The following is a 21,938-nucleotide window of genomic DNA, read 5'->3' on the forward strand; positions in this document are numbered from 1 at the left end:
CTTCCCGGCGGCGACGGCCGCGGGTACGTCCAACCCGCCGATCGTAGTCGGCCCGGCGGCACGTCCCGTATGCCCCCGTGGGCGACCCGTGATTGGATACCGTCACCTGAGAACCTCGACGAGGAGGAGCACCATGGCCGACGAGATCCGTGCCGAGATGGTGGCCAACGTGTGGAAGGTCGTGGCCGCGCCCGGCGCCGACGTCACGGAGGGCGACACGCTGGTGATCCTCGAATCGATGAAGATGGAGATCCCGGTGCTGGCCGAGACCGACGGGGTCCTCGCTCAGCTCGCGGTCAACGAGGGCGACGTCGTCCAGGAGGGCGACCTGATCGCCGTCATCGAGTAGGTCAGCGTCCCGGCAGCCACCGGCGCAGGCGCCCGCCGCGGCGGCGTTCCCGCTGGTGGGGCACGAGCGGGACGTCGTACGTCTCCTCGGCCCGGACGATCGCGGCGGCGCGGTCGCGCACCTCGGGGGCGAGCTCCGGCGTCGACAGCGCCAGGTGCGCCACGGACCACGCGACCGCCGTGCCCGCCGCCTCGTCCAGGCGGCGGGACACCAGCTCGGCCACGTCCCGCCGGGCCGCCGGATCCACCCACGCGTACGTGACCAGCGCGAACAGCGCCGCCTCGGTGATCCGGTCGAGGCCGCCGGTGGCGAGCCCGGTCAGCAGGCGGCGGCGGGCCGACCCGGCCCAGGACTCGTCGGTGCGGTGGTGCAGCAGGCCCAGGCAGGCCCACACCGTGGCGCAGCGGTGCCACAGCGCCGGGTCGTGGGCGGCCAGGGCGCGGCCCGTCTCGTCGTCCGGCGCCGGCGGCGGGGTGGCGATCAGCGCCAGCAGGTCCTCCACCTCGACCAGGACGAGCCCGAGCGCGGCGTCGTACGCGGCCGGCGGATGCGGCCAGAGCGGATGCGCGACCCGGTGCAGCCGCTGCACCGCCTCGGGCGTGGGGCGGCCGGCGACGAACGGCTCGCGGGCGGGGTCCGCCGGCGTGCCGGGCGCCGACGGGACCCGGCTGAGCCACGGCTGATCGGCGCAGCACTCGGCGAGGTCGGCGTGCTCGTGCGAGTCGTCCGGGTGGTCGCGCTGGAAGTCGGCGAGGCGGACGAGGTGGGCCAGGTCGCCGTCGGCCCGGTAGCGCAGGCGGTGCGCCGTGTGCACCGCGCAGTCGTACTCGGGGTTCTTCAGCAGGGCGCGGTCGATCCAGGCGAGCGCGTCGTCCAGGCGGCCGTGGTCGGCGAGGGTGCCGGCGATGTCGGCGTACACCGACAGGTCGTCGGGGTCGTACATCACCGCGCGGCGCAGGGCGGCGAGGCTCTCCGGGATGCGGCCGGCGCTGCGGTACGCGTACCCGAGCCAGATCTCCGCCAGCTTCGAGGGCCGCAGCCGCGCTCCCAGCGCCGCCCATTCGACGGCTTCCGCCACCTCGCCGAGCCGGCGCGCCAGCGCGGAGCCGGCGCCGAGCAACATTGCGTGCTCGGCGTGCGCCGCGACGGCGTTGCGCACGAGCGTCAGGTACGGCTGCAGCGCCGGGCGCCCGGCCTCGGGGGCGGGATCGCCGATCGCCGTGCACAGCTGCATGACGATCCGGGCGAGCAGCCCCGGCTCGAGCCGCTCGGCGAGCTCCGGGTCGCTGACCCACGGCACGCCGGCCCAGTCCACGCCGGGGGTGTGCCCGCTCGCCGCGGCGAGCAGCGGCAGGCCGTCCTCGGGGCGCCCGGCGGCGGCGAGCAGGTGCGCGCGGGCCACGACCGTACCCACGAAGGCGTGTTGTTCCAGCGGGAACAGCTCGAGGCCACCGTCGGCGCGCGCGGCGAGCCGGCCGAGCAGCTCGTGCGTCTCGGGAAGGGTGGGTGCGTGCGCGATCGCGCCGGCCAGGTGGTCGGCGGCGTGGTGCATCTCGCCGCGTTCGAGGGCCGCGCGGGCCTGCTCGAGGTCGCGGTCCGCGGAGCGCCGGGAGTCGTCCATGGCCACGCCTTCCTCGCCGCGCGGGCCCGGCCGACGACACCGTTCCCCACGCGAGTGGTGGCACGCCGTGTGCCACCGCACGCGAGCCTAGGCGACGATCCTCGATATGTCAGTCCTGTCTCGCTGCGCAGTAGTGCTCAATGCGTTGCGATTCCGCGCTCAAACGTGCAAGACTGCGCACCGTACGAGCGGCAGTGCGCAGAGGGGGAAGGTCCAGTGACGCAGCGAGGCCAGGGCATGGCGGCCGACATCGCGGAGCAGCCGGCGGGATACGCGCGGCTGCTCGAGGGGGAGCCGGCGGCGGCCATCGCGGCCGTGGCGTCCCGGGTCGCCGAGCAGCGCCCCAGGCACGTCGTGTTCGTCGGCCGGGGCACCTCGGACCACGCCGCGCTCTACGGGGCGTACCTCACGGAGATCCGCCTGGGCATCCCGGTCGGTCTCGCGTCGCCCAGCGCCATCACCCTCTACGGCGCCCGGCCCGACCTCGCGGGCGCGCTCGTCGTCGGCGTCAGCCAGAGCGGCGGCTCGCCCGACCTCACCGAGGTGCTGAAAGTCGCCCGGGAGAGTGGCGCCCTCACCCTGGCGGTGACCAACAACCCCGGCTCGTCGCTCGCCCAGAGCGCCGAGCTGTCCGTCGACGTGTCCGCCGGGCACGAGCGGGCGGTCGCCGCGACGAAGACGTACACCGCCGAGCTGCTCGCGCTGCTGCTGCTCGTCGAGGGGGTCCGTAACGGGGACGGCACGCTGCCGGCCGACGAGCGGGCCGCGCTGGACAAGCTGCCGCAGCTCGCCGAGGACACCCTCGCCGAGCGCGGGGCGGAGGAGCTGGCGCAGCGCTACCGCTTCGCGTCGCGCATGGTCACGACCGGCCGGGGGTACGCGTACCCGACCGCTCGCGAGACCGCGCTCAAGCTCATGGAGACCTCGTACCTGCCGGCGCTCGCCTTCTCCGGTGCCGACCTGCTGCACGGGCCGCTCGCGATGACCGACCCGGACGTGCCCGTGCTGGCCGTGGTCGGCAGCGGCCCCGGCGGCGGCTCGATGGCCGACGTGGTCACCCGGCTGGGCGAGCGGCGGGCCGACGTCGTCACGGTCGGCGCCCACGACATCCCCGGCGCCTCCGGGCGGCTCGCCGTCCCCGAGGTCGACGAGCGGTACGCGCCCCTGCTCGACATCCTCCCGCTGCAGAAGCTCGCGCTGTCCCTGGCGCTGGCCCGCGGCGAGGACCCCGACGCGCCACGCGGCCTGAAGAAGGTCACTGCGACGCTCTGAAAACGCATGGCAGGCTTGTTCCGTGTCCACCCTGCGTGATCTCGCCGAAGAGCACACCGGCCTCGGCCCCGTCGACATCGACCACCTCACCCGGCTCGCCGGCGACTGGCAACTGCTGTCCGACCTGTCCTTCGCCGACCTGCTGCTGTGGGTGCCGGTGCGCTCCGAGCCGGGCGTGCCGCGCTCGTTCCTGTGCGTCGCTCAGGTGCGCCCGACCACCGCGCCGACGGCGTACCAGGACGACCAGGTCGGCCGGATCGTCGGCGGCCCCGAGGTGGCGCACCTGGACATCGCGTACACGCAGGGCCGCATCTGGCGCGAGGGCGACCCGGTCTGGTACGGCGACACCCCGGCACGCCACGAGGCCATCCCCGTCCGGCTCCGCGGCGAGGACGAGAACATCGAGGTCATCGGGGTGATCGGGCGGGACACCAACCTGTCAACCGCCCGTACGCCCAGCCAGCTCGAGCTCAACTACCTCACCACCGCCGACGACCTCGCGCAGATGGTCTCCGACGGCACGTTCCCGCCCCCGCGGCACCCCGGCGAGACCACGTCCGCCCCGCGCGTCGGCGACGGGCTGATCCGCCTGGACGCGAGCGGCAAGGTCACGTACGCGAGCCCGAACGCGCAGTCCGCGTACCGTCGGCTCGGTTTCAACGCCCACCTCGTGGGCGAGGAGCTGTCGGTGCTGTCGAGCCGGCTTGCCGCCGACCCGCTGGAGGGTACGGACGCCGCCGAGCGCATCCTCTCCTCCCTGCGCGGCGAGTCCCCGCCCCGCAAGGAGGTCGAGGCGCGCGGCGCGACCGTGCTCATGCGCGCCCTGCCGCTGATGCCCGCCGGGGTGCCGATCGGCGCGCTCGTGCTGGTCCGCGACGTCACCGAGGTCCGCCGCCGGGACCGCGCGCTGATGACCAAGGACGCGACGATCCGCGAGATCCACCACCGGGTCAAGAACAACCTGCAGACCGTTGCCGCGCTGCTGCGGCTGCAGGCCCGCCGGGTGGACATCCCCGAGGCGAAGAACGCCCTGCAGGAGTCCGTACGCCGGGTCGCGTCCATCGCGCTGGTGCACGAGACCCTCTCCATGTCCAGCGACGAAGCGGTCGAGTTCGACGGGATCGTGGACCGGGTGGCGACCGCCGCGACCGAGGTCGCCGCCACCGAGATCACCGTGAAGATGCGGCGCGAGGGCACCTTCGGGGTGCTGCCCGCGGAGATCGCCACCTCGCTCGTGATGGTCCTCAACGAGCTGCTCATCAACGCCGTGGAGCACGGCTTCCCGGCGCCGCCCGAGGACGCCCCGCCGGCCGAACCCACGATGACCCCGCCGGCGCCGGCGGGCGAGGTGGTGGTCTCGGCCCACCGCTTCCGCAAGCAACTGCACGTCACTGTCGCCGACAACGGCCGGGGCCTGCCGGAGAACTTCAAGGCGGACGCGAGCGGCCGCCTCGGCCTGCAGATCGTCCGCGCGCTCGCGACCGGCGAGCTGCGCGGCAGCATCGAGCTGCGCAACCGCGCCGGCGGCGGCACGGAGGCCGTGCTCGTGGTCCCGCTCGGGAAGCGCTGACCCCCACCCCCTGACCCGCCCCTGACCCGCTGTCCAGACCGGCTTCCAACGCCGAGTCCAGCGGGCAGTCCAGCACGCGCTCCAGCCGCCTGCCGACGATGGAAAGCCGGGGGCCACCGCGTCGACGAGGCGGGCTGAGCCCGTCGGGGCGATTTCTCAGGGGGAGACTTTTCGTGTACGACGTCCTATGTGTCGGATTCGGTCCGGCCAACATCGCACTTGCCGTCGCACTCGACGAGCTGTGGCCCGCCGCGCGGGTCAAGTTCGTGGAACGGGAGCCGGCGCCGGCCTGGCAGCCGGCGATGATGCTCGACGGCGCCGACATCCAGAACCACCCGGTGCGTGACCTGGTCACGCCCCGCAACCCACGCAGCCGCTACACCTTCGTCAACTACCTGCACGAGCAGGGGCGGCTGTTCAAGCACCTGAACCTGCCCGGCCACCACCCGCTGCGCAAGGAGTACGCCCGCTACGTCAAGTGGGTCGCGGAGACCGTGCCGGCCGACGTGGACTACGGGCAGAACGTCACCGCGATCCGGCTCGCCGGGACCGGCGCGGCCGCCGAGGCCCGCCCGGTCGAGGTGGTCACCGCCGACGGCCACCGCTACCTGGGCCGTTCCGTCGTCGTCGCGCCGGGGCGCAGCCCGTACGTGCCCGCGGTGTTCGAGGCCGTGCCGTTCCCGCAGGTCGCGCACACCTCCCGGTTCCTGCCGGCCGTCGCGGACCTGGACCGTGACTGGACGGGAACGCTCGCGGTCGTCGGCGCCAGCCAGAGCGCGATCGAGGTGATCCTCGACCTCACCAACCGGTTCCCGGCCGCCCGGATCGTCAACGTCATGTCGGGCTACGGCTACCGGCTCAAGGACACCAGCCCGTTCTCCGAGGAGGTCTACTTCCCGGAGTTCGTCGACTACTACTACCGCGCCTCCGAGGAGGGCAAGCGGCGCCTGCGCGACCAGCTCCGCCCGACCAACTACTCCGCCGCCGACCGGGACGTCATCGACGCGCTCTACATGCGGATGTACGAGGACGAGCTCGACGGCCGGAGCCGGGTGACGCTGCGCGGCAACCGGCTGATCACCGCCGTACGGCACGACCCGGCCGGGGTCACGCTCGACCTGACCGAGCGCATCACCGGCGACTGCGAGCAGCTCACGGCGGACCGGGTGGTCCTCGCCACCGGCTACCGCGACCTGGGCACGTCCGGCCGGACCGAACAGCTGCCGCCGCTGCTCCGCGAGATCGCCGACGTGCTCGCCGTCGACCCGGACGCCGGGCTCGCGGTCGGCCTCGACTACCGCGTGGAGAACAGCACGACCGGCCGGGACGCACCGCCGATCTACATCAACGGGCTCTGCGAGACCACCCACGGCCTCGGCGACGCCGGCTCGTTCAGCCTGCTCGCCCTGCGGTCGCAGGCCATCGTGGACAGCCTCCGCCGGCGCCTGACCGCACCCGAACGCGCGACGGCCGCCGCCGACCTGGTGGGCGCGGCAGTCGTCGCCGCGACCCGATAGAGGAGACCCGACATGCAGACCTTGGAAGCGGCCGCCGAGGCGGTCCTGACCGACCTGGCCGAGCCCGGACCGATCGGCCGTGAACTGCTGGACCACCAGTCGCGTACGGAGTCCAGCGCCCGTACCTATCCGCGCCGGCTGCCGGTGGCGATCGGCGAGGCGGCGGGCTCGTACATCACCGACGTCGACGGGCGCCGCTACATCGACTTCCTCAGCGGCGCCGGGGTGCTGGCGCTCGGCCACAACCACCCGCACCTGATCGCGGCGGTGCAGGCCCAGCTGGGCAAGCTGACCCACGGCCTCGACCTGCCCACCCCGGTACGGGAGGAGTTCAAGCGCCGCCAGCTCGGCATGCTGCCCGAGTCCATGCGCGGCTCGATGAAGATGCACTTCTGCGGCCCGACCGGCGCGGACGGCGTCGAGGCGGCCGTGAAGCTGTGCAAGAAGGCCACCGGCCGGGGCACCGTCGTCGCGTTCCAGGGCTCGTACCACGGGTCCACGCACGCGGCGATGTCGCTGACCTCGGAGGTCCAGCCGAAGGACGGCCTGCAGAACCTGCTGCCCGGCATCCACTTCGCGCCGTACGGCTACTGCCACCGCTGCCCGCTGAGCCTGACCCCGGACACGTGCGCCACCAACTGCGCGGAATTCCTGGCGAACGCCCTGCACGACACGCACGGCGGGATCCAGCCGCCGGCCGCGATCATCCTCGAGCTGGTCCAGGGCGAGGGCGGCTCGATCCCGGCGCCGGTGCCGTTCGTGCGGCGGATCGCGGAGCTGGCCCGCGCCCTGGACATCCCGCTGATCGTCGACGAGGTGCAGACCGGCTGCGGGCGTACGGGCACCTGGTTCGCGTTCGAGCAGTACGGCATCGAGCCGGACGTGATCGTGGCCTCCAAGGGCCTGTCCGGGATGGGCCTGCCGGTCTCGGTGATCATGTTCAACGAGCGGCTGGACGGGTGGTCGCCGGGCAGCCACATCGGCACGTTCCGCGGCAACAACCTGGCCTTCGCCAGCGCCAACGCGTACCTCGACGTGGTGGCCCGCGACGACCTGCTGGCGCACGTCCGCGAGCGGGGGGCGCAGCTGATGGCCGGGCTGCTGCAGCTGCAGGTCGACACCACGCTGATCAGCGACGTGCGGGGTCGCGGGCTGATGCTGGGCATGGAGATGAGTGCGTGCGGCACGGCCGCGGCCTCCGAGGTGGCCTCCCGGTTCCAGCGCGAGGCGCTGCGGCGGGGACTGATCGTCGAGATCGGCGGCCGCGAGGACTGCGTGGTCCGGCTGCTGCCCGCGCTGAACCTGCCCGCCGAGACGGCCGACGAGGCGCTCGCCGTCATGCGTGCGGCGGCCCGGGCGGTCGAGCACGACCTCGCGGCGGTGGCGTGATGACCGCGACCGTGGCCGACCGGGTCGCCGGCCTGCTCACCGTTCCGCCGGAGCGCCTCCCGCGCATCGGCATCGTGAACCTGATGCCGCACGCCGAGCAGTACGAGCGGTGGCTGATGCCCCAGCTGGCGGCGGCGCGCGCGTTCGAGCCGGTGTGGATCCGGCTCGGCGAGCGCAAGTTCTCGCTCGACGACCCCGCGTACATCGCCGGGCAGTACGTCCGGTACGCCGACGCGGTCGCCGACGCCGCGCTGGACGCGCTGATCGTCACCGGCGCGGCGGTCGAGCATCTGCCGTACGAGCAGGTGCGTTTCCTGCCCGAGCTGGGCCCGATCGTGCAGCGCGCCGCCGACGAGGGCACGCCCGTGCTCGGCCTCTGCTGGGGTGCGCTGGCCGTGGCCCACCTGCTCTACGGGGTCCCGAAAGAGGTCTACCCGACAAAGGTGTCCGGCATGTACGAGACGGACCGGCTGGTGGACGACGGGCCGATCGCCGCGGTTCTCGACGACCGGTTCTGGTCGACCCACAGCCGGTACGCCGGCTTCGACGACGCCGCCCTGGACCGCAACCCGCACGTGCGGGCGGTGGCCCGGTCCGCCGAGGCCGGCACGGTCATCGCCGAGTCCCCCGACCACCTCGTCGTCATGCACATCGGCCACCCGGAGTACGCGGGCGGGCGGCTGGCCGACGAGTACCGCCGGGACGTCGGTGCGGGGCTGACCGACGTACAGCCGCCGGCCAATGTGGATCTGGGCCGGCCGGTGAACCGCTGGCGCAGCCACAGCCTGATCTTCTTCGCCAGCTGGGTGGGGCTCGTCCACGACCGGGCGGCGGCCCGGTGAGCACCCTGCTGGCGCCGGCACCCGTCGCCCCGGCCGTCGCGCCGCCCGTCCCCGAGCGGGTCGTGTGGAAGTTCGGCGGCTCCTCGGTGGCCGACCCGGAGAAGCTGCGGGCGGTGGCCCGGCGCCTGGTCGCCTCGAAGCGGCGCGGCACGCAGACCGTCGCGGTGCTCTCGGCCATGGGCGACACCACCGACGACCTGGTACGGCTCGCGTACGAGATGACCGGCCGGCCCCCGTCGCGCGAGCTGGACGCGCTGCTCTCGATCGGCGAGGTGGTCTCGTGTGCGCTGACCGCGATGGCGGTGCACGAGCTGGGCGAGCGGGCGATCTCGTTCAACGGTGCCCAGGCGGGTTTCCGGACCGACGACGCGTACGGCAACGCCCGGCTGTGGCAGATGGACCCGGCCCGGGTGGTGCAGGCGCTCGACGAGGGCCTGATCGTGCTGGTCACCGGCTATCAGGGCACGTCGGCCACCGGTGACGTCACCACGCTGGGCCGCGGCGGCTCGGACGCATCCGCGATCGCGCTGGCCGCCGCGCTGGGCCTGCGGCAGTGCGACATCTTCACCGACGTCACCGGTGTGTTCACCGCGGATCCCCGGGTGGTGCCGGGGGCGCGGCAGCTGGACTGCCTCGGCCACGAGGAGATGCTCCAGCTCGCCGACGGGGGTGCCCAGGTTCTGCAGACACGGGCGGTGGAACTGGCCGCCGCCCACGAGGTCGACATTCACGTGCGTTCCACGTTCACCGCGGCGGAAGGCACCTGGATCCGAGGGGGAGCGAAGGTGTTCGAGCAGGCGAGGATCACCGGGGTGGCGCACCGGCGCCGGGATCCGGTCTACACCGTGCGGGACATGACCCCGGCCACGGTGTCCGGGGCGCTGGCGCGGCGGGGGGCCGCCGTCGGCTCGATCATCCCGGACATCGGCCGGCTGCGGTTCACGGCGCCCGGCTCGGAGGTTGCGGACGTCGTCGCCGCGCTGGCCGACGCGGGGGTGGCCGTCGACGTGCGCGACGACCTCGGCAGCGTCAGCGTCGTCGGCCCGGCGGTCGGCAACCGGCCGGAGATCAGCGCCCGGATGCTCGCCGCGCTCGAGGCCGGCGGCATCCGGCCCCAGCTGGTCACGAGTACGCCGGGACGGTTCTCCTGCCACGTCGAGGTGGACCTGGTGGACCGTGCCGCGGCTGTGCTCCACGACGAGTTCGGGCTGCACACCGTACCGGCCGCGCTGGCCGGCGTGGGTGCCGCGGACGCGGACCGGGGCTGATTCCGGGTGGGCACCGACAGCTCCGCGCCGGCGACGGTCTGGCGCAATCCGGATTTCGTCAGGGTCTGGGGCGGCGAGACCGTCTCGCTGATGGGCTCCCAGATCACCGATCTCGCCCTGCCGCTGGTCGCGATCCTGACGCTGCACGCCGGCGCGTTCGAGGTGGGCCTGCTGAACGTGGCTCGGTACGCGCCGTACGTGCTGCTGACGCTCTTCGCCGGGGTGTGGTTCGACCGGCGCCGGCGGCGGCCCACGCTGATCGCCGCCAACCTGGGCCGGGCCGTCCTGATCGGCCTGGTCCCGGTGGCGAGCCTGCTGCACGTGCTGTCGATGCCCTGGCTGTACGCGGTCGCCTTCGGTGCCGGGCTGCTGACCGTGCTGTTCGACGTCGGCATCCTGTCGTACGTGCCGGGACTGGTGGAGCGCCGGCACCTCGGCGACGCGAACAGCAAGATCGCCGCGAGCTACTCGGTCGCCGGGATCGGCGGCCCGGGGCTGGCCGGCTTCCTGGTCGGCGTGCTGACCGCGCCGATCGCCCTGGCCGTCGACGCGGTGTCGTACCTGGTCTCGGCGCTGGCGCTGAGCCGGATCAAGACGCGGGAGACGGCGCCCGCGGAGTCCGGCGAGCGGACCGCGATGCGGGCGCAGATCGCCGAGGGGCTGCGGGCGGTCTTCGGCAATCCCGTGCTGCGCCACCTGGCCACCCAGTCGGCGACGTTCAACCTGTTCCAGAACGTCGTGCTGACCGTGCTGCTGGTGTACCTGGTCCGGGTCCTCGGCATCGGGGCCACCCCGCTGGGTCTGGTGGTGAGCGCCGGTTCGGTGGGGGCGCTCGCCGGTGCCCTCGCGGCGAACCGGCTCCGGGCGAAGCTCGGGATCGGCGGAGCGCTGCGCTGGTCCACTGTGCTCGCCTGCGTGGCGCCGCTGTTCCTGCTGGTGCCGCGCGACTCCGGAACGGTCTCGCTGGTGGTGCTCGGCGCCGCGCTGGCGGTGCTCGGCGCCAACCTGGCCGTCTTCAACGTCAACGCGCTGACCCTGCGCCAGTCGGTGACCGCCGACCGGCTGCTCGGCCGGATGAACGCCAGCTACCGCCTGCTGCTGTTCGGCACGGTGCCGCTGGGCGCGTTCACCGGTGGTTCCCTCGCCGGGCTGTTCGGCGCGCGTACCGCCCTGGTGGTCGGCGTGCTCGGGGTCGCGACCCCGCTGGCCTGGCTGCTGTTCTCGCCGGTCTTCCGGCTCACCGAGATCCCCGACCGCCCCGCCGACCCGCAGGCCCCGGCGCTCGCCGGGTCGGCCGTCAACGACTGACAACCACGACAAGGAACTGGGTGACACGGCATGTTGTCTGATACTCAGCGGGCGCTCCTGGCGGCCCGCCTGCGCCGAGGCCGAGCCGACCAGGCGGCCGCGGGGATCCCCCGGCGCGCACCGGGGCTCGTGGACGTCCCGCTGTCGTTCGGGCAGGAGCAGCTGTGGTTCATCGACCAGCTGGCTCCGGGCCTGGCGACGTACAACATCGCGGGGGCGGTACGGCTGTCCGGTCCGCTCGACCCGGCCGCGCTGCAGGCCGCCGTCACGGCGCTGGTCGGCCGGCACGAGTCGCTGCGGACGCGGCTGGTCGCGCGGGACGGCCGGGCGGTGCAGGTGATCGACGAGCCGGCCGAGGTCAAGCTCCCGGTCACCGACCTGAGCGGGCTGCCGGAACCCGAGCGGGACCAGCGCTACCGGCAGGAGGTCGGGCAGGAGGCCGCGCGGCCGTTCACCCTCGAGCACGGCCCGCTGCTGCGGCTGCTGCTCGTCAAGCTCGCCGCCGACCAGCAGGTACTGGTCATCACCGTGCACCACACGGTCTTCGACGGCTGGTCGTTCGGGGTGCTGGTGAGCGAGCTCAGCGCCCTCTACGAGGCCCGCGTCGCGGGCCGCCCGGCGGAACTGCCGGACCTGGCGATCCAGTTCGCGGACTACGCCGTGTGGGAACGGGAACGCCTGCGCGGGCAGGCTCTGGAGGAACTCCAGGAGTACTGGCGCAGCACGCTCGCCGGGGCGCCCGTGCTGCAGCTGCCGACCGACCGGCCGCGGCCGCTGGTGCAGACGTACGACGGCGCGGTGGAGTCCATCGATGTCTCCGGGGAGGTGCTGGACGGGCTGAAGGCGCTCAGCCGGCGCGAGGGCACCACGCTGTTCGTCACGCTGATGGCCGCGTTCCACGTGCTGCTGCACCGCTACAGCGGACAGGACGACATCGTCGTCGGCACGGTCAGCGCCAACCGCACCCGGCCCGAGCTGGCCCCGCTGATCGGGTACCTGGTGAACACCCTGCCGGTGCGCGGCGATCTGTCCGGCGATCCCGCGTTCGGCGAGCTGCTGCAACGGATCCGGACCGCCACGGTCGGTGCGTACGGCCACCAGGACCTGCCGTTCGCCGCGATCGTGGAGGCCGTACGGGCACCCCGCGACGCCGGCCGGCACCCGCTCTTCCAGGTCGGGTTCATGCTCGCCGAGAACCAGCGCCGGGACCTGCAGGTGGCCGGGGTGGCCTGGGAGACCGAGGAACTCCCGAGCACTGCCGCGAAGTTCGACCTGCTCATGTCCACTGTGGAAGACGAGGGGCGGCTGCTGGTCAGTGCCTCGTACGCCACCGCCCTGTTCGACCCCGCGACCGTACGCCGGATGCTCGGCCACTTCCGCACGCTGCTCGAGGGGCTCGCCGCCGACCCGGCCCGGCCGCTGTCCGGGCTGCCTCTGCTCACTCCGGAGGAGTTGCGGCAGGAGATCCACGACTGGAACGCCACGCGGGCCGACTACCCGTCATGGTGCCTGCACGACAAGTTCGAGGCGCAGGTGGCGGCCACCCCCGACGGGATCGCGGTGCGGCTCGACGACGAGACGGTCACGTACGCCGAACTCGACGCGCAGGCCAACCGCATCGCCCGGCGGCTGCGCGAGCTGGGCGTCGGCCCGGAGGTGCTGGTCGGCGTGTGCACCCAGCGCTCGGTGCGCCGCCTCGCCGGCATCCTCGGCATCCTGAAGGCGGGCGGCGGCTACGTGCCGCTGGACCCGCAGTACCCGGCGGACCGGCTCGCCTTCATGGTCGAGGACGCCCACATGCCGGTGGTCGTCACCGACGACGAGAGCGAGCCGTCGCTGCCCGTGCAGGGCACCGCCGTGGTCTCGCTCGACCGGGACTGGGCGGCGCTCTCCGCCCTCGACGGGGGCGCCCCGGAGCCGCTGGCCGGGCCCGCGAACGCGGCGTACGTCATCTACACCTCCGGATCGACCGGCCGCCCCAAGGGCGTGGTGGTCGAGCATCGCCAAGCGGTCAACTTCGCCACCGGCGAGATCGAGCACTGGCCGCTCGGTCCGGGCGACAAGGTGCTGCAGTTCGCCTCGCTGAACTTCGACGTCTCCGTGCTCGACATGTTCGGGGCCCTGCTGTCGGGAGCCACGCTGGTGCTGGGACGCAGCGAGACGCTGCTGTCGCCGCCGCGGCTCGCCGACCTGATCCGCGATCAGGGGATCACGTTCATGTGCCTGCCGCCCGCGGTGCTCAACCTGCTCGCCGACGAGGACTTCCCCGCGCTGCGCGTGGTCATCGCCGGCGGGGAGGCGTTCTCCTCGGCGCTGGTCCGCAAGTGGGCCCGGCCGGGCATGAGGTTCATCAACGGGTACGGCCCCACCGAGACCACGGTCGGCTCGACGATGGCCGAGTGCCACGCCGATTCGCCGCTCGACCCGCCGCCGATCGGGCTGCCGTTGCCGAACTACACCGCGTACGTGCTGGACAAGCACCTCAACCCCGTACCGGTCGGCGTACCCGGTGAGCTGCACCTGGGCGGCGCCGGGGTGGCGCGCGGCTATCTGAACCGGCCGGAGCTGACCGCGGAGAAGTTCATCCGGGACCCGTTCGGTACCCATCCGGGGGCGCGGCTCTACAGGACCGGGGACGTGGCCCGCCGCCTGCCCGACGGCAACCTGCAGTACCTGGGCCGCTCGGACGACCAGGTGAAGATCCGCGGTCTGCGGGTGGAGCTGGGCGAGATCGAGGCGGTCCTCGCCGAGCACCCGTCCGTCGCCCAGGCGCTGGTGCTGGTCCGCGAGGACGCCGCCGGCCAGAAGCAGCTGGTCGGGTACGTCCGCGGCGACGCGCAGCGGCCCACGATCGACCCGACCGACCTGCGCGTCCACATGGCCGCCCGGATGCCGGCCTTCATGGTCCCCGCGCACCTGGTGGTGCTGGACGCGTTCCCGCTCAACGCCAACGGCAAGGTGGACCGCGCGGCGCTGCCGGCACCGGAGGACACCGGCCACGACGCCGGATACGTCGCACCGCGCACGCTGATCGAGGCGGTGCTGGCGGACATGTTCGCGGCGCTGCTGCGGCGTGACCGGGTCGGCGTCGAGGACAGCTTCTTCGACCTCGGCGGCAACTCGCTGCAGGCCATGCAGCTCATCGCCCAGCTGCGCAAGGAACTCGCCGTCGACTCGGACGTCTCGGCGATCTTCCTGGCCCCGACCCCCGCCCAGCTGACCGAGATGCTGCGCGACCGGCACGGCCTCGAGGACACCCGGCTCGACGAGATCGACCTCGACGCCCTGGAGGAGGCGCCCGCCGCCCGCGCGGAGGCACTGGCGGCGCACACGGCCGCCCCGGCGAGCACGGTCGTGGCGATGAACGCCGGGCCGGCGGACCGGTCGCTCTTCCTGGTCCACGCGGTCGGCGGCACGGTCTTCGCGTACGCCGGCCTGGCCGGTCGCCTCGACGACACGCTGCGGGTGTACGGCATCAACGCGGCCGGCCCCGGCGAGTTCCCGGCGGACCTCGACGAGACGGTCACCCGGTACGTCGCGCAGGTCCGCGCCGAGCAGCCGGAGGGGCCGTACCGGCTGGGCGGGTGGTCGCTGGGCGGCCTGGTGGCCCTGGAGATGGCCCGCCGGCTGGAGGGCGAGGGCGCCGAGGTGGCGCTGGTGGCGCTGCTCGACTCCCCGAGCGAGCCGGCCGACCTGACCGGGCTGTCGGAGGACGCGGCCGCGCGCCAGTTCGTCGTGGACGCGGCGCGGGCGCTCGGCCCGGCGGCCACCGATCTGCCCGAGGGCGACGCCGCCGGGCAGCTGGCCTGGCTGGCGGACCGGCTCGTAGGCACCGGCGACGCGGAGGCGGCACGGGCGGAGATCGAGCGGCGGTTCGCGGTGTTCCGCGAGCAGACCCGGATGATCGCGGGGCATCGGCCCCGGGCCGCGGCCGCCCGCACGGTGGTCGTCACGGCGGAGCAGTCGTACGACTTCACCCCGCACTGGCGGGGCGTGCTCGGGCCGGACACCGACTACCGGACCGTGGCGGGCGACCACTACTCGTTCCTGCAGTCGCCCGGCGCGGACGAGGTGGCCGCGATCCTGCGCGAGCACGTGTCATGAGCTCCGGCCGCTGACAGTGGTGGACATGGCTACGGCCGCCCCGGCCCGGTGCCGGGGCGGCCCCGCGGGAGGAACGGGATCGATGGGCGGCGAGGCGCAACGGGCGGCGCTGACGGCCCGGCTGGGCGTGCCTCGCGAGGGCGCGGTACGGGCGGGCGGCCCCGTCGTGTCGTTCGGCACGACCGGGCGGGTGTCCGCGTTCGCCCTGCCCGCGGTGGGCGGGACGGTGCACGAGTACGCCGCCCTCGCCCGCAGCCTCGACGGGACCTGCCGCCTCCACGGGATCGAGGCGGACGGCCTGTACGCCGGGGCCACCCCGCCGGGCTCCCTCGACGCCATGGTCGCCCGCACCGTGGAGCTCGTCCGGCGCAGCCAGCCGGACGGGCCGTACCGGTTGATCGGCTGGGCCGGCGGCGGGATCGTCGCGTACGAGACGGCCCGGCGGCTGGAGGCGGAGGGCGGCACGGTCGCGCTGGTGGCGCTGATCGACTCGCCGTACCGCACGGACCGGTGGCGGCCGGATCCGGCGGACGACCTCGCGGCGCTGTTCGCCGGTGAGGTTCTGCGGGGCCTGGGCCGCCCGGCGCGCGTGCTGCCCCGGTTGTCGGCGGCGCAGCATCTGGCCCTGCTCGCGGACCACCTGGCCGATCGCCCGGCCCCGCCCGGGACCCTGCTGAGCGACCTCGAACGCTGGTACGCCGTCTTCGTGGCACGGACCGCCGCGTTGTCCGGATACCGCGCGGCCGGCCACCTCGCCGCGGCGGCACTTCTGGTGTCCGCGCACGGTTCCCAGGACTGGGCGCCGTACTGGCGTGGCCGGTTCCACGGGGGTGTCCGGGAGCTCTCCACCACCGCCGGGCACTACGGCATCCTGCATCCGCCCGCGGTGGCCTCGACCGCGGCGGCCATCCGGGCGGTGCTGTCATGAACCATTCGTCGGACACCGGACGGTTAGCGGACCTTCACGGTCCGACATGGGAGAGTTTCACCTTGACGGGAAATCGACCGGTTCGCTCGATGGGGAGCGGCCTCGGTCCCGCCGTCTACACTCGACACTCGTGTTCGTTTCGGGGGCGACACCACCGTGTTCACGATCGGAATGGGCATGCCGATGCCGGACGAGGGTCTGTGGTGAGTAGCCCGCTCGATGGACCGGTCCGCCTCGACATCCTCGGTCAGCTGCAGGCGTGGCACGGGGAGAAGCCGGTCCCGCTCGGGTCGGTCAAACAGCGGGTCGTCCTCGGCGCGCTGGCGCTGCACGCCAACCGTCCCATCGGCCGCGAGCAGCTCATCGGCGCGGTGTGGGGCGACGACGCACCCACGTACGCGGTGAACCTCCTGCAGAAGCACGTGTCCGGGCTGCGTCAGGTGCTGGACCCGGTCCGCTCCGCCCGTACCCGCTCCGAGGTGCTGTCCTGGACCGACGCCGGATACCTGCTGTCCGTGCCCCCGGACCACCTCGACCTGGAGCGCTTCGACCGGGGCCGCACCGCGGCGCGGGCCGCCCGGGCGGCCGGTGACCTCACGACGGCGTCCGAGCGTCTGCACGCCGCGCTGGCCCTCTGGCGCGGCCCGGTCCTCGACGGGCTGAGCAGCCCGCTGCTCGACGCCGAGCGCGACCGGCTCGCCGAGCGGCACATCCTCGCCCTCGAGGAGCGCATCGACATCGACCTGGCCCTCGGCAACGACCAGGACCTGGTGGCCGAGCTGCGCCGGCTGGTCGCCGCGCACCCGCTGCGGGAACGGCTGCGCGGGCTGCTGATGCGCGCGCTGTACCGCGACGGCCGGCAGGGCGAGGCCCTCGCCGCCTTCCGCGAGGCCCGCGACCACCTCCTGGCGGAACTGGGCATCGACCCCGACCCGGAACTGCAGATGCTGCACCAGCGCATCCTCAACGGCGAGGCCGAGCTGTCCCGCCGGGCGCCGGCGGCCCACCCGCCCGCGGCGCCGGCCCCGGCGCCCCGCGAGGCCCCGGCGGCGGCGTCCGGGCCGGCCCAGCTGCCGCACGCCCTGGCGCACTTCACCGGCCGCACGGCCGAGATGGACCGGCTGACCGCGCTGGCCGGCGCCGACCACAGCGTGATGATCGTGGCCATCACCGGCACCGCCGGCGTCGGCAAGACCTCGCTGGCGCTGCAGTGGGCGCACCGCGTGGCCCCCGACTACCCCGATGGCCAGCTGTACGTGAACCTGCGTGGCTTCGACCCCCAGGGCGGCCCGATGGACCCGGGCGTGGTGCTGCGCGGCTTCCTCGAGGCGTTCGGGGTGCCGGCGCAGCAGATCCCCGCCACCGTGCCGGACCGGGCGGCCCGCTTCCGCAGCCTCCTCGCCGGGCGCCGGGTGCTGGTGGTGCTCGACAATGCCCGCGACACCGACCAGGTGCTGCCCCTGCTGCCCGGCACGTACGGCAGCGCCGCCGTGGTCACCAGCCGCCGGCGCCTCTCCGCGCTGGTCGCCGCGGGGGCGGTCCCGGTGACCCTGGACCTGCTGGCCGAGGACGAGGCCGCGCTGCTGCTGGCCCGCCGGTTCGGCGCCGAGCGGGCCGCGGCCGAGCCGGAAGCCGTGGCCGGGCTGGTCACCATGTGCGCCGGGCTGCCGCTGGCGCTGGCCATCGTCGCGGCCCGGGCCGCCGCGTTCCCGCACCACCGGCTGTCCGCGCTGGCCGCCGAACTGCGCGAGGCGACCGGGCGGCTGGACGCCTTCATGGGCGAGACCGAGAGCAGCGACGCCCGGGCCGTGCTGTCGTGGTCGTACCACCAGCTCAGCGATGACGCGGCGCGCCTCTTCCGGCTGCTCGGGCTGCACCCCGGGCCGGAGATCACCCATCCGGCCGCGGCCAGCCTGGCCGGGGTGCCCGTACGGCAGGTGCGGCGGCTGCTCGGCGAGCTGTCCGGGGCGCACCTGCTCGAGGAGCGGGCGCCGGGGCGGTTCGCGTTCCACGATCTGCTGCGGGCGTACGCGGCCGAGCAGGCGCACGACATCGACCCCGAACCGGACCGGCGCGCCGCCACCCGCCGGGTGCTCGACCACTACCTGCACACCTCGCACGGCGCCGACCGGCTGCTGTACGCGTACCGGGAGCCCATCGCGGTCGACCCCGCCGACCCGGCGGCGACCGTCCTGACCTTCACCGGCGCCGAGGCCGCACTCGCCTGGTTCATGACCGAGCAGTCCGTCCTGGTGGAGGCGATCATGCACGCCACCGGGGCCGGCTTCCCGGCGCACGCCGGCCAGCTCACCTGGACCATCACCGCGTTCCTCAACTACCAGGGCAAGTGGCACGCGTGGGCCGCCTGCCTACGCGCCGCCCTGGAGGCCTGCAACCGGACCGGCGACGTGAACGGCGAGGCGCTGGCCCACCGGCTGCTCAGCATCGCCCTGCTCCAGCTGGACCTCCTCGACGAGGCCGCGGACCACGCCCGGCAGGCGCTCGAGCTGTACGGCAAGTCCGGCGAGAAGGCCCGCAGCGCCCGCCTGCACCTGGACCTCGGCCGGATCCTGGAACGCCAGAGCGACCACGCCGCCGCGCTCGAACGGGCCCGGCTGGCCCGGGACCTGTTCCGCGAGGCGGGGGACCGGTCCGGCGAGGCGGACGCGCTGAACTGGATCGGCTGGTATTCCGCCAACCTCGGCCAGCACACCGACGCGCTGCGGTTCTGCCGGGAGTCGCTGGAGCTGCACCGCGAGGTCGGCGACTACCCCGGTCAGGCCGACACGTGGGACACCCTCGGCTTCGCCACCCACCAGCTCGGTGACTACGCCGAGGCGACGGTGTGCTTCGAGCACGCCCTGGAGCTCTGGCGCCGGCTCGGCGACCGGTACGAGGTGGCCACCACCCTGCTCCGCCTCGGCGACACCCGGCAGGCGGCCGGCGACCCCGGTGCGGCCGGCGCCCTGTGGCGCGAAGCCGGCGACATCCTCGACGACCTCGGCCACCCCCAGGCCGACCAGCCGCGGGCCCGGCTCGCGAAGAATCTCGTCCATCCACTTCGGAAAGGTGAATGACAATGTCCGATACCACGAAACACACAACCGGACGGCGTTCCACGGTCGTCCTGCTCGGCGGCCTGGCCGCCGGGGCGGTGCTCGGTGCGGCGCTGGGGGTGACGGCCGGCGACGCCCCGCGGGACGCGTCGGTGCAGGAGCAGTTCCGCTCCGCTTTCACACCGGGCGCGGCGGAGGCGGAGAGCCTCCCCATCAACCGCATCGTCGTGACCGAGCCCTGACATGGCTCTCGCGCCGGATCCGGTGCGGCTCCGCCCGGCCGATCGTGCCGGGTGGCCCGTGGTCCTCGTGTCGATGCCGTTCATGGACATCGACTGGCCGTCGATCCAGCTCGGCTTGCTCAGCGAGATCCTGCGGGGGCACGGCTTCCCGGTACGCACGCTGCACGCCAACCTGGACTTCGCCGCCGGCATCGGTGCCGACTACTACCGTCAGCTCGCCGGCCGCAAGGCGCGTCTGGTGGCGGAATGGCTGTTCTCGGTCGAGGCGTTCGGGCCGGCGGCGCCCGACCACGACGGCCGCTTGCTCGACGACTTCGCCGCCGAGCTCGCGGACCTGGGCGACGGCGGGCGCGGCGGCGACGCGGACTGGCGGGCGCGGCTGCTGCACACCCGCCGCGTCGAGGTGCCCGCGTACCTCGACCGGCTCGCCGCGGACCCGATGTGGGACGGCGTCAAGGTCGTCGGGTTCACCTCCACGTTCCAGCAGAACGCCGCGTCGTTCGCCCTCGCCCGCCGCCTGAAGCGGGACAACCCGGAGCTGATCACCGTCTTCGGCGGCGCGAACTTCGACGGCGAGATGGGCCCGGAATGGGTCCGCGCGGTGCCGAGCGTGGACCTCGCCGTGGTGGGGGAGGCGGACACCGCCTTCCCCCGGCTGCTCGACCGCCTCGTCGCCGGCGTCCCGCCCACGGGCGAGCCCGGCGTGGCGTGCCGCATCGACGGCGAGGTCGCGACCACGCCCCCGGCGCCGCCGCTGCGACAGCTCGACGAGCTGCCCGCGCCGGACTACGCCGAGTACTTCGAGCGGGCGGGACGGCTGGGGCTGCTGCCGCGTACGGGGCCCGGCGCGGTGCCGATCCCGTTCGAGTCCTCGCGCGGCTGCTGGTGGGGCGAGAAGCACCACTGCACGTTCTGCGGGCTGAACGGCTCGACGATGATGTTCCGCGCCAAGTCTCCGCAGCGGATGGCCGACGAGTTCGTCACCCAGGCCCGCCGCTACCACAGCTTCCGCTTCCACGGCGTCGACAACATCGTGGACATGGGCTACCTCAAGGACCTGTTCCCGGTGCTGGCCGCCGAGGGCGTCACCTACCAGATCTTCTACGAGGTCAAGGCCAACCTGACCCGTGCACAGGTCCGCACGCTGGCCCAGGCGGGCGTCACGCAGATCCAGCCCGGCATCGAGTCGCTGAGCTCGCGGGTACTGCGGCTGATGCGCAAGGGCGCCCGGGCCGCGCAGAACGTCAACCTGCTGCGCTGGGCGGCGTACTACGGCGTCGAGGTCGGCTGGAACCTGCTGTACGGATTCCCCGGCGAGACCGAGCAGGACTACGCCGGGCAGGCCGCCCTGCTGCCGCACCTCGTGCATCTCCAGCCGCCGACCGGCGCCGGCCGGGTGTGGATCGAGCGGTTCAGCCCGCTGTTCGGCGAGTCACCGTCGCGGACCCCGGAGGCCAGCTACCGGTACGTGTACCCGGACACGGTCGACCTCGGCAAGGCGGCCTACTTCTTCGAGTACGACCTGCCCGGCGCGCTGCCGCCCGACGCGTACGCCGCGCTGGTGAAGGAGACCGCCGCCTGGTCCGACGCGTGGTCCGCGCCGCGACGCCCCACGCTGACGTACTGGTCGTCGCCGGGGCTGGTGCAGATCTACGACGGCCGGCACCCGGGCGCGGAGGGGACGTACACCTTCGAGGGCCCGCTCGCCGACCTGTACGCCGCCTGCAGCGACCGCCCGATCACGGCCGCGGCGGTGCACGACCGGCTGGGCGGGAGCCTGACGACGGCGCAGATCCGCGAGGCCCTCGACGAATTCGCCGACCGCGGGCTGGTGGTGCTCGACGAGTCGCTCGCGCTGTCCCTGGCGCTGCCCGCCGGCCCGCCCCGGTGACATCCTGATCGCCCGCGGCCCGGCCGCCCGTCCTTCGAGGTGTGCATGCACGACTCCCCGGCCCTGCGCCCCTTCGTCGAGGGCGACCTGCCCTTCCTGGAACGCCTGGACACGGACCCCGACGCGCTGGGCCCGTACGAATGGGCGGGCTTCACCGACGCGCGGGCCCGCCGCCGCCGCTGGGAGACCGACGGCTACATCGGCACCCGCTCGACGGCGCTCGCGGTCGTACGCCCCGACGACCTGGTGATCGGCATCGCCAGCTGGGAGGCGCGAACCCGCGGCGGCCCGATCGGCGGCTGCTACGAGATCGGCCTGGCACTGCTCCCGGAGCACCGCGGCCGCGGCTACGGCACGGCGGCGCAGAGCATGCTGGTGCAGTACCTGCTGCGCTACACGACCGCCAACCGGCTCGAGGCGCAGACCGACGCCGAGAACGTCGCCGAACAGACGGCCCTGGAGAAGATCGGCTTCCGGCGCGAGGGCCTGCTCCGCGGCGTCCGCTTCCGCCACGGCATCTGGCGCGACATGGTCATCTACGGCCTCCTCCGCGACGAGGTGGAGATCCCCCTGGAATGAGG

15 protein-coding genes are annotated in these 21,938 nt (G+C 73.8%); 14 read left to right on the forward strand and 1 reads right to left on the reverse strand.

Annotation, left to right across the window (positions count from 1 at the left end; genetic code table 11):
* Positions 1 to 133 precede the first annotated feature (133 nt).
* Positions 134 to 349 (forward strand): biotin/lipoyl-binding carrier protein, encoded by a 216-nt coding sequence (locus tag COUCH_RS06430; protein WP_249611178.1) that lies wholly within the window; start codon positions 134 to 136, stop codon positions 347 to 349.
* 1 nt (position 350) lies between these two features.
* Here the strand turns inward: COUCH_RS06430 and COUCH_RS06435 are convergent, their stop codons facing one another.
* Positions 351 to 1,976: a tetratricopeptide repeat protein gene (locus tag COUCH_RS06435; protein WP_430640894.1), complete on the reverse strand. Its 1,626-nt coding sequence runs from the start codon at positions 1,974 to 1,976 to the stop codon at positions 351 to 353.
* 231 nt (positions 1,977 to 2,207) lie between these two features.
* On the opposite strand from COUCH_RS06435, the gene COUCH_RS06440 reads away from it, so the two are divergent.
* From COUCH_RS06440 to COUCH_RS06500, 13 genes are all read left to right on the forward strand, one after another.
* Positions 2,208 to 3,242: an SIS domain-containing protein gene (locus tag COUCH_RS06440; protein ID WP_249613591.1), complete on the forward strand. Its 1,035-nt coding sequence runs from the start codon at positions 2,208 to 2,210 to the stop codon at positions 3,240 to 3,242.
* Positions 3,243 to 3,264: 22 nt separating this feature from the next.
* Positions 3,265 to 4,812: a sensor histidine kinase gene (locus COUCH_RS06445; protein ID WP_249611180.1), complete on the forward strand. Its 1,548-nt coding sequence runs from the start codon at positions 3,265 to 3,267 to the stop codon at positions 4,810 to 4,812.
* Positions 4,813 to 4,985: 173 nt separating this feature from the next.
* Entirely contained in the window at positions 4,986 to 6,329 is a 1,344-nt protein-coding gene (locus tag COUCH_RS06450; RefSeq protein ID WP_249611181.1) for a lysine N(6)-hydroxylase/L-ornithine N(5)-oxygenase family protein, read from the forward strand.
* Between the two features lie 12 nt (positions 6,330 to 6,341).
* Complete coding sequence (locus tag COUCH_RS06455; protein WP_249611182.1) at positions 6,342 to 7,718, forward strand: aspartate aminotransferase family protein; 1,377 nt, start codon at positions 6,342 to 6,344, stop codon at positions 7,716 to 7,718.
* Positions 7,718 to 8,560: a homoserine O-acetyltransferase/O-succinyltransferase family protein gene (locus tag COUCH_RS06460; protein ID WP_249611183.1), complete on the forward strand. Its 843-nt coding sequence runs from the start codon at positions 7,718 to 7,720 to the stop codon at positions 8,558 to 8,560. The genes COUCH_RS06455 and COUCH_RS06460 overlap by 1 nt, the downstream gene beginning before the upstream one ends.
* The gene (locus COUCH_RS06465; protein ID WP_249611184.1) at positions 8,557 to 9,828 is read left to right on the forward strand and encodes an aspartate kinase; all 1,272 of its coding nucleotides are present in this window, start codon (positions 8,557 to 8,559) and stop codon (positions 9,826 to 9,828) included. The genes COUCH_RS06460 and COUCH_RS06465 overlap by 4 nt, the downstream gene beginning before the upstream one ends.
* A 6-nt stretch (positions 9,829 to 9,834) precedes the next feature.
* Positions 9,835 to 11,136 (forward strand): MFS transporter, encoded by a 1,302-nt coding sequence (locus tag COUCH_RS06470; RefSeq protein WP_249611185.1) that lies wholly within the window; start codon positions 9,835 to 9,837, stop codon positions 11,134 to 11,136.
* Positions 11,137 to 11,166: 30 nt separating this feature from the next.
* The gene (locus COUCH_RS06475; RefSeq protein ID WP_249611186.1) at positions 11,167 to 15,240 is read left to right on the forward strand and encodes a non-ribosomal peptide synthetase; all 4,074 of its coding nucleotides are present in this window, start codon (positions 11,167 to 11,169) and stop codon (positions 15,238 to 15,240) included.
* 25 nt (positions 15,241 to 15,265) lie between these two features.
* The gene (locus COUCH_RS06480; RefSeq protein WP_249611187.1) at positions 15,266 to 16,168 is read left to right on the forward strand and encodes a thioesterase domain-containing protein; all 903 of its coding nucleotides are present in this window, start codon (positions 15,266 to 15,268) and stop codon (positions 16,166 to 16,168) included.
* Between the two features lie 203 nt (positions 16,169 to 16,371).
* On the forward strand, positions 16,372 to 19,245 hold the full coding sequence (locus tag COUCH_RS06485) for an AfsR/SARP family transcriptional regulator (protein WP_249611188.1): 2,874 nt from the start codon (positions 16,372 to 16,374) through the stop codon (positions 19,243 to 19,245).
* A 2-nt stretch (positions 19,246 to 19,247) separates the two neighbouring features.
* A complete protein-coding gene (locus COUCH_RS06490) occupies positions 19,248 to 19,466 on the forward strand; it encodes a hypothetical protein (protein ID WP_249611189.1) in 219 nt (72 codons plus the stop codon).
* A 1-nt stretch (position 19,467) separates the two neighbouring features.
* Positions 19,468 to 21,357 (forward strand): RiPP maturation radical SAM C-methyltransferase, encoded by a 1,890-nt coding sequence (locus COUCH_RS06495; protein ID WP_249611190.1) that lies wholly within the window; start codon positions 19,468 to 19,470, stop codon positions 21,355 to 21,357.
* 45 nt (positions 21,358 to 21,402) lie between these two features.
* A complete protein-coding gene (locus COUCH_RS06500; protein ID WP_199511580.1) occupies positions 21,403 to 21,936 on the forward strand; it encodes a GNAT family N-acetyltransferase in 534 nt (177 codons plus the stop codon).
* Positions 21,937 to 21,938 lie beyond the last annotated feature (2 nt).

The sequence above is a fragment of the Couchioplanes caeruleus genome, assembly GCF_023499255.1.
GTDB lineage: Bacteria > Actinomycetota > Actinomycetes > Mycobacteriales > Micromonosporaceae > Actinoplanes > Actinoplanes caeruleus_A.